Source organism: Faecalibacterium sp. An121 (genome assembly GCF_002160915.1).
Classification (GTDB): Bacteria; Bacillota; Clostridia; order Oscillospirales; family Ruminococcaceae; genus Faecalibacterium; species Faecalibacterium avium.
Genome location: NZ_NFLM01000001.1, coordinates 159,960 through 173,996 on the forward strand (window position 1 = coordinate 159,960; position 14,037 = coordinate 173,996).

General features: G+C 64.0%; 11 protein-coding genes. All 11 read left to right on the forward strand.

From position 1 onward, the window contains the following. Nucleotides 1-59: 59 nt before the first annotated feature. The gene (locus tag B5E66_RS00700) at nt 60-920 is read left to right on the forward strand and encodes a DegV family protein (protein WP_087228065.1); all 861 of its coding nucleotides are present in this window, start codon (nt 60-62) and stop codon (nt 918-920) included. Between the two features lie 154 nt (nt 921-1,074). Then, complete coding sequence (gene cls, locus B5E66_RS00705) at nt 1,075-2,601, forward strand: cardiolipin synthase (RefSeq protein ID WP_087228066.1); 1,527 nt, start codon at nt 1,075-1,077, stop codon at nt 2,599-2,601. A gap of 452 nt (nt 2,602-3,053) precedes the next feature. After that, nucleotides 3,054-3,578, forward strand: a complete 525-nt coding sequence (locus tag B5E66_RS00710) for a lipoprotein (protein ID WP_087228067.1) — start codon at nt 3,054-3,056, stop codon at nt 3,576-3,578. Between the two features lie 200 nt (nt 3,579-3,778). Then, complete coding sequence (locus B5E66_RS00715; protein ID WP_087228068.1) at nt 3,779-5,152, forward strand: MATE family efflux transporter; 1,374 nt, start codon at nt 3,779-3,781, stop codon at nt 5,150-5,152. Between the two features lie 232 nt (nt 5,153-5,384). Next, on the forward strand, nt 5,385-7,598 hold the full coding sequence (gene recD2 / locus B5E66_RS00720) for an SF1B family DNA helicase RecD2 (protein WP_087228069.1): 2,214 nt from the start codon (nt 5,385-5,387) through the stop codon (nt 7,596-7,598). Between the two features lie 137 nt (nt 7,599-7,735). Continuing rightward, nucleotides 7,736-8,761, forward strand: a complete 1,026-nt coding sequence (gene mreB / locus B5E66_RS00725) for a rod shape-determining protein (protein WP_087228070.1) — start codon at nt 7,736-7,738, stop codon at nt 8,759-8,761. A gap of 91 nt (nt 8,762-8,852) precedes the next feature. Beyond that, nucleotides 8,853-9,191, forward strand: a complete 339-nt coding sequence (locus B5E66_RS00730; RefSeq protein ID WP_087228071.1) for a hypothetical protein — start codon at nt 8,853-8,855, stop codon at nt 9,189-9,191. A gap of 24 nt (nt 9,192-9,215) precedes the next feature. Further along, entirely contained in the window at nt 9,216-9,896 is a 681-nt protein-coding gene (locus B5E66_RS00735; RefSeq protein WP_087228072.1) for a hypothetical protein, read from the forward strand. Nucleotides 9,897-10,037: 141 nt separating this feature from the next. Continuing rightward, nucleotides 10,038-12,548, forward strand: a complete 2,511-nt coding sequence (locus B5E66_RS00740) for an ATP-dependent helicase (protein WP_087228073.1) — start codon at nt 10,038-10,040, stop codon at nt 12,546-12,548. 3 nt (nt 12,549-12,551) lie between these two features. After that, nucleotides 12,552-13,334: an FAD-dependent thymidylate synthase gene (thyX, locus tag B5E66_RS00745; RefSeq protein WP_087228074.1), complete on the forward strand. Its 783-nt coding sequence runs from the start codon at nt 12,552-12,554 to the stop codon at nt 13,332-13,334. After that, entirely contained in the window at nt 13,331-14,032 is a 702-nt protein-coding gene (locus tag B5E66_RS00750; protein ID WP_087228075.1) for a dTMP kinase, read from the forward strand. The genes thyX and B5E66_RS00750 overlap by 4 nt, the downstream gene beginning before the upstream one ends. Nucleotides 14,033-14,037: the final 5 nt, after the last annotated feature.

The following is a 14,037-nucleotide window of genomic DNA, read 5'->3' on the forward strand; positions in this document are numbered from 1 at the left end:
GATGAAATCAAATCAAGCTACGGTTGGCTCTGCCGGCTGCAGAATGGAGAGATGTATGTATGAAACGGAAGATCGTGGTGGATTCCTCATCGAATCTGAGCCGGATGCAGGGGATCGACTTTGCCTGTGTGCCCCTGAAGATCATTACCGATGAGCAGGAGTATGTGGATGCTCCTGAGACGGATGCTTTTGCCATGGCCCATGCTTTGCGCAGCTACAAGGGCAAAAGTTCGACCTCCTGCCCCAATGTGGGGGACTTTCTGGCCGCCTATGAGGGGGCGGACGAGATCTTTGTGGTGACCATCACCGGCACCCTGTCGGGCTGCAACAACGCAGCCCGCATGGCCGCCGAAGAATATCAGGACAATCACCCCGGGGCCCGCGTCTTTGTGCTGGACAGCCTGTCCACCGGGCCGGAGATGTGCCTGCTGGCCCGGCGGATGGCGGCCCTGGCGGCCACAGATGCCGCCTTTGATGAGATCTGCCAGGACGCAGAGGCATACAGCCAGCATACCCACCTGCTGTTCAGCCTGGAGTCCCTCAACAACCTCGCCCGCAACGGCCGCGTCAAGCTGACCGCCGCCGTGGTGGCCCGGGCGCTGGGGATCCGGGTGCTGGGCCAGGCCAGCCCCCAGGGCGAACTGGATCTGATCTGCAAGACCCGCGGCGAGCACGGCGTGCTGGAGCGGATCATCCTGGAGATGAAGGCCAAGGGCTATGCCGGCGGTCCGGTGCAGATCGCCCATTGCGACAACGAGAATGCCGCCCGCCGCCTCAAGCTGATGATCGAGGCGGTGTGGCAGAACGCCAGGGCCGAGATCGTCCCCTGCGGAGCGCTGTGCAGCTTCTATGCGGAGCTGGGCGGCCTGCTGGTGGGCTATGAGGACGCGAAAGCGCCTGCGCTGCCCGTAAAAGAATAAGAGACCCCGGCCGGCCCGCCTGTGTGTACAGACGGGCCGGTTTTGTCTCTTTTTGGGGAGGGCGGCTTGCAAAAAGCGCACAGGGGCGGTATACTGTCGGAAAAGGAAAGCGTCCCGGGGCCGGCCGGCAGGCCCCGCAAGGGAAGGAGAAGCTATGTTCAGACTGCCCATTGTCAAATTCTTCAGCCGTTTTGTCAATAAGATCACCATTACCTTTCTGCTCATCCTCATCGAACTGGTGTGGCTGGCCTCCCTCTATCTGCGACTGACCGAGTACGCGGCCTGGCTGAATGGCGTCATGACCTCGCTCAGCGTGCTGATCATCCTGTTCCTGGTGCGCAAAGATGAAAACCCCGCCTACACCATCGCCTGGATGGCCCTGATCGGCATTACGCCGGTGTTTGGCGGTCTGATGTACCTGTTCTGGGGCAACAAGCGCCCCTCCCGCCGGATGCGCCGCCGGATGGCCGCTGTGGACCGCCGCCACCGCGGGCTGGTGGCCCAGCACCCAGACCAGGTGGCGGACCTGCCCTCCCGCACCCGCCAGCTGAACAGCTATATTGCAAAGTACGGCCCTTGGCCTGCCTGGCAGAACACCTCGGTGCAGTATTATTCCAGCGGCGAGGAGATGTTCCCCCACCTGCTGGAGGATCTGCGCAAGGCCCAGCGGTTCATTTTCCTGGAGACCTTCATCATCCGTCCCGGCAAGATGTGGAACGCGGTGGAGGATATCCTGCGGGAAAAGGCCGCCGCCGGTGTGGATGTGCGGGTGATCTATGACGATATGGGCTGTCTGACCACCGTGCCCTCGGGCTTTGTGGTCCGGCTGGAACGGGCCCACATCCGCTGCATCCCCTTTAACCCGGTGGTGCCTCTGGTGTCGCTGGTGATGAACCACCGGGACCACCGCAAGATCGTTTCCATCGACGGCAACGTGGCCTACAACGGGGGGACCAACTTTGCGGATGAGTATATCAACGCAGAGGAACGGTTCGGCTACTGGAAGGACGCCGCCGTCCGGCTGGAAGGCCACGCGGTGTGGAATTTCACGGTCATGTTCCTGAATTTCTGGAACGCTTTCCGCCCCATGGAGGAGGATTACAGCCCCTTCCGCCCCACCTGCACCGCGCCCACCGACGGGGTGGTGCAGCCCTATGCCGACAGCCCTCTGGACGAGGAGCGTCTGGCCGAGAGCGTCTACCGGGATATCATCGACCAGGCCCAGCGGTATGTCTATATCTTTACGCCCTATCTGGCCATCGGCGAGGATCTGCTCAACTCCCTCAAGCTGGCGGCCAAGCGGGGAGTGGATGTCCGGCTGGTGCTGCCCGGTATCCCGGATAAGCCCATCGTGTTCCGGCTGAGCCGCTCCTACTACCTGCCCCTGCTGCGGGCGGGGGTGAAGATCTACGAGTTCACCCCGGGGTTCATCCACTCCAAGTGCTATGTCAGCGATGACCACATCGCCACCGTGGGCAGCATCAATATGGATTACCGCAGCCTTTACCTCCACTTTGAATGCGGCACCCTGCTGATGGGGGGCAGCCAGGTGGCGGCGGTGCGCGCCGACGCCGAAAAGGCCTTTGCCCAGAGCCATCGCATCTCCATCGACGACTGCCGCACCAGCCTGCTGGGCACCCTGCTGGACGACGTGCTGCGCCTGGTCAGCCCCCTGCTGTGATACGAGTTTTCAACACGGCTTTGAGAAGCGCTTTGCGGCGCTTGAGCGTGTCGAAAAACGACACGCTCCAGGGGGAACCCATTTCTGCGCGCAGCCGCGCGTCAGAAATTCCTTCCCCCTGGTGGTTGCGGTTCCCTGCTTTTGCTGCGCCCGTCGCAGCGGGCTTGCAAAAGGCAGACCGCTGCCCCTGCTCCGCTTTGGCTGTTTCGTCCGCGGGACGCGCCTCAGCTTCGCAGTCCCTGGGGACAAAATTTAGCGCTGAACCGCGCACTCGCCGCAAGGCGGCTCGCACACTCTCAGCGCCAAATTTCCCTGTATGTGTCCCGTCCATCCGCACATGTCGGCTGGACGGGACTTTTTGATTATCTGCGCTTTTCTGTGCGCATAAAACCGGTCCGGGGCGGGCATACTGGCCCAAAAGCCCCCGCAGGGGCATACAAAGGAGCGAGAAGATGAGAGCAAGACAGTATCTGGCGGCCCTGGCCGCGGCGGTGATGCTGGCCGGATGCGGCCAGACCGGGACGAGCAGTTCGAGCGGAGCCTCATCGGGACAGCAGGCCCTGCGCACCGGCCTGGCCGTCCAGAGCAAGGCCGAGGATGGGGAGATGCACACGGTGGCCGCCGCCGTATGGCTGGACCAGGAGGGCCGCATCCAGCGGGCGGTGGTGGACGAGTTCGAAGGGCAGCTGGCCTCGGGAGAGGACGGCAAAAACACCTGGCCGGAGGACCTGCGCACCAAGCGCCAGAAAGGCGCGGACTATCCGCTGGACAAGGTCTCCTCCATCGGCAGGAGCTGGGCCCAGCAGGCGGACGCCTTTGCCGAACACCTGAAGGGGATGACTGCCAGCCAGGTGCGGGCGGTGCAGACCGACGAGGACGGCTATGCCCGGGACCCCGACCTTTTGGCGGGCTGTACCATCAAGATCGACGATTACCGGGAGGCTGTGGCAGCCGCCTGCGCGGACGCCATGGCCTGATGGTGTGCCCCTCGTGAAAATAGATAGATTTACAGCGGGGAACGCCGCGCGGATTGTCCAAAAATACGCTTGCAAATCAGGGCGATCTGCACTATAATGTCTCCGTTCAAAGACAGCGTCCTGCCCTGTTTGGGGCAGGGCGCTTTTGACGGCAAAAAAACGGGTGCACCCGCCTGTGGTGCGGGGCAAGGAGGATGCGTATGACCAAGGATATGACCCAGGGCCGGCCGCTGCAGCTGATTTTGCTGTTTGCGGTGCCTATGATGCTGGGCAGTTTGTTCCAGCAGTTTTACAATATGGCCGACACCATCATCGTGGGCCGCTTTGTGGGCGTGGAAGCCCTGGCGGCGGTGGGCAGCGTGGGCGGCCTGAGCTATCTGGTGCTGGGCTTTGTCAACGGCATTGCCTGCGGCTTTGCCATCCCTCTGGCCCGGTGCTTCGGCGCCAAGGACGGGGAGGGAATGCGCCGCTACACCGCCAATTCGGTGTGGCTCTCCATCCTGTTTGCGGCGGTGCTGACGGTGGTGACGGTGGCCCTCACCCGGCCCATCCTGGTGCTGACCAACACCCCCGCCGATATCATCGATATGGCCGACGCCTACATCCGCACCATTTTTGCCGGCATCCCCTTCACCCTGCTCTATAATGTCACCAGCGCCTTTATGCGGGCGCTGGGGGACAGCCGCCGGCCCCTCTATTTCCTGATCGTGGCCAGCGTGCTGAACGTCTTTTTGGATATCTTCTTCATCCTGGCCTTCGACGCCGGGGTGTTTGGGGCGGCGCTGGCCACCGTCATCAGCCAGGCCATTGCGGGTGTGTGGAGCCTGGCTTATATGGTCCGCAACTTCCGTATGCTGGGCTGGTCCAAGGAGGAGGGCCGCCTCAGCCGGTCCCACTGCGCCGAGCTGTGCCGGATGGGCCTGCCCATGGGCCTGCAGTGCAGCGTCACGGCGGTGGGCAGCATCGTGCTGCAGGCTGCGGTCAACGGGCTGGGCAGCGCTGCGGTGGCTGCCATGACCGCAGGCTCCAAGGCGGGCCAGATCCTGTCGGTGCCCCTGGAGAGCATCGGCACCGCCATGACCACCTACACCGGCCAGAACCTGGGCGCAGGCAGCCTGCCCCGGGTGCGCCAGGGCGTGCGGACGGCGCTGGGCATCGGGTGCGTGTACAGCGTGGCCTCCTTTGTGATCCTCCACTTTGTGGATACCCTGCTCATCGGGATGTTCCTGGATACCAGCCAGGACGCGGGCGGCGTCATCATGGCCAACGCCCGGGAGTTCCTGTTCTGGAACAGCGTATTCTACATCCCTCTGGCGGTGCTGATCGTCTACCGCTACTCCATCCAGGGCCTGGGTTATTCGGGCCTGGCCATGTTTGCCGGCGTGGCGGAGATGTTCGCCCGGGCCATGGTGGGCTTTGCCATGGTGCCGGTCTTTGGCTATTGGGCCGGGTGCATCGCCAGCCCGGTGGCCTGGCTGTTCGCCTGTGCTTTCCTGCTGCCCGCCTACCATTTTGTGATGGCCCGGCTGGAGCATCCCGCTGCCGCCGGCACGGTGCGGCTGCGCAAAGCTTGACCCTGTGATCCAGACGGCCCCCTTCCGGCCCGCGGCGCCATGCCGCCTGCCCGGGAGGGGGCTTTTTTGCGCCGGTACAGGCCATTTACAAAACCAGTCCGAAAGGGTATACTTAGAATATATCTGCAAACGTCCCGGCCCCTGCCCAAGCGCCGTTTTCGGCCTGCGGCAGAGGCGGCCGAAGGGGCGTATCCGGGGTCGCCCGGATCTTGCGAGAAGGGAGGGCCCGCCTGTGGAGCAGCAGGAGCTGGAGCAGCTGGAAGGCACCGTAGAGGACATTATTTTTGAAAACAGTGACAGCGGCTATACCGTGTTCGAGCTGTCGGGGGGCGGTACCTTGACGGTGGTCTGCGGTACGGTGGGGGAGCTGCACCCGGGCCAGGCCGTGGTCTGCCGGGGCCGCTATGAGAACCACGCCACCTATGGCCGCCAGTTCCATGCAGTGGAATGCATGACCGATATGCCCAAGGATCTGGATGCCGTGTATGCCTTCCTGGCCAGCCGGTCTCTGCCCTATGTGGGCCCCGCCACCGCCCAGAAGATCATCGAAAAATTCGGGGCTGCGTCCCTGGATGTCATCGCCAACCAGCCCGCCCGCCTGACCGAGATCAAGGGGATCTCAGCGGACAAGGCCGACCGCATCCAGCAGGAGTTCAAACGGATGTTCGGGATGCGGGAACTGATCGCCTACCTGGCCCAGTTCGAGATCGGGCCCCGGCGGGCTATGGAGGTGTTCCGCACCTTTGGGCCGGGCGCAGCCCAGGCCATCGCGGCCAATCCCTACCTGCTGTGCGGCGAGCCTTTGCAGCTGGATTTCCGCCATGCGGACAGCATCGCCCAGTATTACCAGATGGAAGGGGACTGCCCCCAGCGACTGGAGGCGGCTTTGCTGCGCACCCTGCGCCACAACGCCGGCAACGGCCATACCTGCCTGCCCCGGGAGCGTCTGGTGGCCACCGCATCGGCCTTCATCCATCAGCCCGCCGATAAGCTGACCGATGCGTTGGAGCGATGCCTGGCCGGCGGTGAACTGGATTCCCGCAGCCTGGGCGGCGCGGAGTACATCTATCTGCCCGATCTGCTGGCTGCCGAGGAAGCCATCGCCGCCCGGCTGGCGGCCCTGGCGGGGCGGGAGCGGCAGGCCGCACTCCACCTGGACCGGGATATCCAGACCCTGGAGCTGAGCCAGGGGTTCGCCTATGCCCCTGAGCAGCGGGAGGCCATCCGCCAGGCGGTGACCGAGAACTGCCTGGTGCTCACCGGCGGCCCCGGCACCGGCAAGACCACCACCGTCAAGGCCATCCTGAACCTGCTGGAGAGCCGGGCCGAACGGGTGGCTCTGTGCGCCCCCACCGGCCGGGCTGCCAAACGGCTGTCCGAGCTGACCGGGCGGAAGGCTTCCACCATCCACCGGCTGCTGGAAGTGGATTACAGCGGCGGCGTAGTCACCTTCATCCACAACGAAAAGAACCTGCTCAAGTGCGACGTGGTGATCCTGGATGAGATGAGTATGGTGGATGTGCAGCTGTTCCAGAGCCTGCTGGCTGCCCTGCGGCCCGCCTGCCGGATCATTATGGTGGGGGATGCCGACCAGCTGCCCAGCGTAGGCCCCGGCAACATCCTCAGTGAAGTGATCCGCTCGGGGGCGGTGCCCACCGTCCGGCTGGAGCACATCTTCCGCCAGGCCAGGCGCAGCCTGATCGTGGAGAACGCCCACAACATCGTCAGCGGCCGCCCCCTGCAGAAGGGGGGCAGGGAGGACGATTTCTTTTTCCTGGAGGCGGACGGGGAAGCCTGCCAGAAGCTGGTGTGCGACCTGGTGGCGGTCCGGCTGCCCCGCAGCTACGGGCTGGACCCGGTGCGGGATATCCAGGTGCTGTGCCCCACCAAGATGGGGCCCTGCGGCACCCAGGCGCTGAACCCTCTGCTGCAGGACCTGCTCAACCCGCCGGCCAGGGGCAAAGCCCAGCTGCAAAGCGCCTCCCGGGTGTTCCGGGTGGGGGACAAGGTGATGCAGGTGCGCAACAACTATGAGATCATCTGGCGCCGGGACGGCGGCGAACAGGGGGTAGGAGCCTACAACGGCGACATTGGCATTGTGGAGTCCATCGACACCCGCAGCCGCTCGATGGTGGTGCATATGGACGACCGGCGGCTGGTCTATCCCGCCGAGAATCTGAACGAGCTGGAACCCGCCTACGCCATCACGGTGCACAAGAGCCAGGGCAGCGAGTTTGCGGCGGTGGTGCTGCCTGCGGCAGGGGTGCCGCCCCGGCTGTGCTACCGCAACCTGTTTTACACCGGGGTCACCCGGGCCCGCCGGCTGTGCGTGGTGGCGGGCCGCCGGGACACGGTGGCCGCCATGATGGCCAATGTCCGCCAAAACCTGCGGTACAGCGGTCTGGCGGCCCTGCTGCAGCAGCGCCTGGCCCCAAAAGGCCCGTGAAGGCCGGCGGCTTTTCCGCTGTACTTTTCGGGCGGGATATGGTATACTGAAAACTGGATTTTTACGGCCCCGCAGGGCCTTTATATCATAGAGGACAGCCGGGGCCTGCCGCCTGCGGCGAGAAAGGATGCAGCATTATGGCACAGAACGATATCGGGATTGATCTGGGCACGACCACCATCATCATCGCGCAGGAGGGCAAGGGCGTGGTGCTCAACCAGCCCAGCGTGGTGGCGGTGGATACCCGCAAAAAGACGGTGCTGGAGGTAGGGGACAAGGCCCTGGCCATGGTGGGCCGCACGCCCAACTACATTTCGGCCACCTTCCCGCTGAAGGACGGGGTCATCAGCGACCACACCATGACACGGGAGCTGATCTGCCGCTTTGTCAATGAGGTGTACAGCTCCCACATGGTCAAGCCCCGCGTGGCGGTGTGCGTGCCGGCGGCCATTACCGGCATCGAGAGCGACGCGGTGGTGGAAGCCGTGGTGGCGGCGGGCGCCCGTCAGGTATACCTGATCGACGAGCCCATCGCGGCAGCCCTGGGTTCGGGGCTGGATATCACCGTTCCCGACGGCCGGATGATCATTGACATCGGCGGCGGCACCACCGATATCGCGGTCCTCAGCCTGGGCGGCAAGGTCAAGGCCACCAGCGTGCGGGTGGCGGGCAACCACTACGACGACGAGATCCTCAAGCACGTGCGGGCCAAGTTCAACATCGCCATCGGCCAGCGCACCGCCGAGGAACTGAAAAAGCGGGTGGCCTGCTGCCCCCAGAAGACCGACTTTGACGAGACGATGGAGATCAAGGGCCGCAGCCTGCTGACCGGGCTGCCGGTGCGGGTCAATGTGTCCACCAGCGACCTGTATGAGCCGGTCATGATGCTCAGTGAGCAGATCGGCACCGCGGCCCACCAGGTGCTGGAAAAGACGCCCCCCGAGCTGGCCGGCGACATCTACAAGAACGGCGTCATGCTGACGGGCGGCGGCGCGCAGCTGCACGGCCTGCCCGAGTACCTCAGCCAGGAGCTGAAGGTGGATGTGTACGTTTCCCCCGATCCGGTCAACTGCGTGGCCCTGGGCACCGCCATGAGCCTTTCGATGGGCGACAAGCTGGAGGTCGGCTTCACCGACGCGACCCCGCGGATCGGCCGCCGGTGAGAAAAGGCTGTTGAAATCCGCCAAAAAACCGGGTATAATGGGAAATAAATAAGATGACCGGCCCAATTTGGGCTGCAACAGGAGGATGAACATGGATACCAATACGATCATGATCTTGGTGATTCTGGCAGCGCTGCTCATTGCCTTTGTGGTGCTGCGCGGCCGCGGCAGCTCCAAAGCCCGCTCCGATTTTTCCGCCCCCACCGCCCCGCTGCCCGAGTCGATGCCCGCAGCCCCGGCTGCGCCGGCTGCTCCCGCCGCGGCGTCCGCGCCCCAGGTGGAGGCCGGCATCCCTCCTGAAGTGGTGGCAGCCATCACAGCGGCCATCTATGCCATGGGCAGCGGCCGGTATGTGCTGAAAGCTGTCCGCCGCGCCGACCGCTCGGTGTGGGCCCAGGCGGGCGCCGCCGACGTCACCGCACCTTTCTGAGAGTGCCTGTGAGGAGGAACTGTCATGAAAACAAAAAAGAAACTTGCGTCTGTTGTGCTGGCGGCAGCCATTGCGGCGGCTGCTTCCGTGCCGGCCTGGGCTACCGAGAGCTTCGATCTTTCGGTGTTCCAGGGGATCGAAGGCATCACGGCGGAACAGCAGAGCATAAAGGTGGATGACACCATGGTGTCAGGCGCCATCGTGTGGCCGACTTCCTATTTACAGACGGCCAACGACGAGCAGCCGGTGGGAACGGTCAGGGTATATCCCATGGTGGAATCGCTGCAGGACGGGGACTATATGGCGTTTATCTTCTGCTGCTATCCGGAAGAAGGGACCAGTCCGCTCTTTTATGAGGCGGAGCTGGACATCGCCGGTGTGACCCATACGCTGGAGACAGCCCCCAGTATGATGGACCTGGCGCTCAGTGAGGGAGCGCGCAGCTCCGTTACTTCCCCTCTGACCCGGGACAGCCTGACCATGCTCCAAAGCCTGGCAGAGCATCGGGACGAGGAGATCCGCGGCCGGCTGAGAGGCATGCCGGATATCCGGCAGATGTATACCACCGGCAGCAAAGAGGATGTCGTGATGGAATTTGTCCTGACCCAGGAGGATAAGGATACCCTCATCGATTTCTACAACCGCTTCGGGATGGCCGGCGGCTTGCGGGAGGACAATCTGCGGGTGATTTTTGGCGAAGAATAAACCGTAACAGTTGGACCGCTATGGCCCGACCTCCGGTACAGGAGGCCGGGCTTTTTTGCGGGGCCAGTTGCCCGCCTTTACTTTAAATAGAGGCCGGTTTGTGGTATACTGTAAAAAGATTTTGTAGGACAGGAGAAGCACATGGCAAAGGATATACAGACCGAATTTTGTACTTTGCGGGATACATTCATAGAAAAGCAGTTCGGCCGGCTGAATGAGATGCAGCGGCAGGCCGTTTTTACCACCAGCGGCCCCCTGCTGATTTTGGCAGGAGCGGGCAGCGGCAAGACCACCGTGCTGGTCAACCGGATCGCCAGCTTGATCCGGTTCGGCAGCGCCCACGGTTCGAACTGGACCCCCCGTCCCGCCACCGACGAGGACGTGCGGGCCCTGCGCACCGCCATCATGACCGGCACCGATGTGCCCCTGTGGCTGGACGAGATGCTGCGCAAGGACCCGCCCCACAGCTGGAACATCATGGCCATCACCTTTACCAACAAGGCCGCCGGCGAGCTGAAAGCCCGCCTGCGCGCCATGCTGGGGGATGAAGAAGGGGATGAGGTGTTCGCCTCCACCTTCCACTCGGCCTGTGTGCGCATCCTGCGCCGCTATGCCGAGGAACTGGGCTGGCCCCGCAGCTTTACCATCTACGATACCGACGACGCCCAGCGGGTGATGAAGGCCCTGTATAAAGAGCAGGGCGTGGACGATAAGCTCCTGCCGGTCAAATCGGCCCTGGGGCAGATCGGCCGCTGGAAGGATCAGCTGATCGCCCCCGCCGATGCCGTCCGGGACAGCGCCGGCAAGACCAAGGCGGAGATCGCCGCCAGGCTGTACGGCCTGTACGAAAAGCGGCTGCGGGAGGCCGGCGCCTTCGACTTTGACGGGCTGATCTACTACACCGTCCGGCTGCTGCAGGAGCATCAGGAGGCCCGGGAGTACTACCAGAACCGCTACCGCTACCTTTTGGTGGACGAGTACCAGGACACCAGTGTGGCGCAGTTCCGTCTGGTCAGCCTGCTGACCGGCCCCGACCGCAACATCTGCGTGGTGGGCGACGACGACCAGAGCATCTACCGCTTCCGGGGCGCCACCATCGAGAATATCCTCAACTTTGAACGGTATTACCCCGGGGCCAAGGTGATCCGGCTGGAACAGAACTACCGCTCCACATCCAACATCCTGGACGCGGCCAACTGCGTCATCCGCCACAACACCGAGCGCAAGGGCAAGACCCTTTGGACCAAGAACGCCGAGGGCGCCCCGGTGCACGTTTACCAGGCCGAGGATGAGCAGGATGAGGCCGCCCATATCGCCGAGGTGATCGGCCAGCATCTGCGCCAGGGCGGGCATCTGTCGGATCATGCCATCCTCTACCGGATGAACGCGCAGTCGGCCCCCATCGAAAACTACTTCACCCGTGCGGGTATCCCCCACAAGATCGTGGGAGGCCAGCGGTTCAACGACCGCAAGGAGGTCAAGGACATCCATTCGTATATGTCCATCGTGGCCAATCCCCGGGACGATGTGCGCCTGCGCCGGATCATCAACGAGCCGGCCCGGAAGATCGGCGCGTCCACCGTGGATACCATCGCGGAACTGGCCGCCCAGGAGGGCGTGGGGATGATGGATATCATCAGCCGGGCCGATGAATACGCCCGGCTCAGCCGTGCGGTGGCGCCCCTGCTCAAATTCTGGCAGATGTACCGCCAGCTGCAGGACGCTCTGGACACCTGTCCGCTGGACCTCTTTGCCCAGAAGCTGATCGACCTGACCGGCTACCGGGCCATGCTGGAACAGCAGGCCGCCCAGGGCCATGAGGATGCCCAGGACCGGCTGCAAAACCTGGGCCAGCTGGTGAACAACGTCAAAAACTACTGCGACACCCGGGGGGTGGATGCCAGCCTGGAGGGCTATCTGGAGGAGATCGCCCTGATCAGCGACATCGACAGCTACAACGCCGACGCCGACCAGGTGGTGCTGATGACCATCCACTCGGCCAAGGGCCTGGAGTTCCCCTATGTGTTCCTGGTAGGCATGGAGGAGGGGATCTTCCCCAGTGAGATGAGCCGTTATTCCGAGGAGGATCTGGAGGAGGAGCGCCGCCTGGCTTACGTGGGCATCACCCGGGCCAAGCAGGAACTGTATATTTCCCACAGCGCCACCCGGATGCTGTACGGCCGCACCTGCCGCAATGAGCCCAGCCGCTTTTTGAATGAGATCGAGCCGGAATACCTGGAGACCACCCGCAGCCCCGCCCTGGACCGTCCGATGCGCGCCGGCTGGGGGGGCGGTATGGGAGCTTCGGTGCCCGGCGGGGCCTCGGGCTATTCCGGGCCGTCGGGCTATGGCCGGGCCGCCTCGTCCGGCCGCACGGCCTACCTGGACCGGGAATACAACGCCGCCGGCCGGCGGACTGCCTTCCCGGGAGGCGCGGGCATCAGCCGCCCGGCCCCCGCGCCCCGTCCGGCTGCTCCGGCCAAGAGCTACCAGCCGGGGGATGTGGTGATGCACAAGGTGTTTGGCCGGGGCGTGGTCACCCGGGTCACCCCGGCGGCGGGGGACTTTATCGTGGAGATCCGTTTCGACAAGGTGGGCGTCAAAAAGACCATGGCCAACTACGCCCCCCTGACCAAAGTTTCGGAGGGATGAGGAATGATGACAGTTCGACTGATCGCATATACGCCCGACCCGGAGCGTGTGGTGGCCGCTGCGGCCAAACTCTGCTACTCCGACAGCCATATCCCCGACCTGCTGGAAGGGCTGGATGAAGAAAAGACCGCCCGCTTTCTGGATATGCTCAGCGACCTGGGCCACGCCAGCCCCATCGAGCACGCCAGCTTTACATTTGGCATCGAGGGGGTCAGCCGGTCGCTGCTGGCCCAGATCACACGGCACCGGATCGCTTCCTTCAGCGTCCAGAGCCAGCGGTATGTCCGGCTGGACGATTTCCGCTATGTGGTGCCCCCCGCCATCGAGGCGGTGCCCGAGGCCAAAGCGGCCTTCCTGGCCAGCATGGAGGAGGATGCACGCCGCTATCTGGACCTGGCCCGCAAACTGGAGGAGGGCCACACCGCCCGTCTGATGGCCGAGGGCGTGCCCGAAAAGGAAGCCCGCCGCAAGGCCGAAAAGATGGCCAACGAGGACGCCCGCTTTGTGCTGCCCAATGCCTGTGAGACCAAGATGGTGGTGACCATGAACGCCCGCAGCCTGCACAACTTTTTCCGCCTGCGCTGCTGCGAGCGCGCCCAGTGGGAGATACGGGCCCTGGCCGACGAGATGCTGCGGCTGGTGTATCCCCTGGCGCCCCACCTGTTCCGGACGGCGGGGCCCGGCTGCCTGAGCGGCCCCTGCCCCGAAGGCAAGATGTGCTGCGGCCGGCCGGGAGAGGTGCGGGAGAAATACCGGGCTCTGTGCAAAGGCGGTGAGGACGCATGAGGAATTCTTCCCAGGAAGGGCGGGGACGCCTGCTGGTGATCGAGGGGCTGGACGGCAGCGGCAAAGCCACCCAGGCCAGGATGCTGGCCGAAACCCTGACTAGGGAAGGGCTGCCGGTGCGGCAGATCAGCTTCCCCAACTACGAAAGCGAGTCCTCGGCCCTGGTGCGGATGTATCTGGGCGGGCAGTTCGGCGATAAGCCCGACGATGTCAACGCCTATGCGGCGTCCAGCTTTTTTGCGGTGGACCGCTATGCCAGCTACAAGACCGACTGGGGCGCGTTTTATCACAGCGGCGGCATCCTGATCGCCGACCGCTACACCACGTCCAACGGGGCCCATCAGTGTTCCAAGCTGCCCCGGGACCAGTGGGACGGCTATCTCGGATGGCTGTTCGACTACGAATACCGGCTGCTGGGGCTGCCCGCCCCCGACCTGGTGATCTACCTGCGGGTGGACCCCATGGTCAGCCAGCGGCTGATGACCGGCCGCTACCACGGAGACGAGAGCAAGAAGGATATCCAGGAGCGGGATCTGGAGTACATGGAGCGCAGCCGCCAGGCTGCCGAATACTGCGCCCAAAAGCTGGGCTGGGAGATCCTGGAGTGCACTACGGCGGCGGGCCGGATGCGCCCGGCGGACCACATCAGCTGGGAAGTGCGGGCCCTGGCCGGCCAGATCCTGGGGCAGGAAAAATAATACAG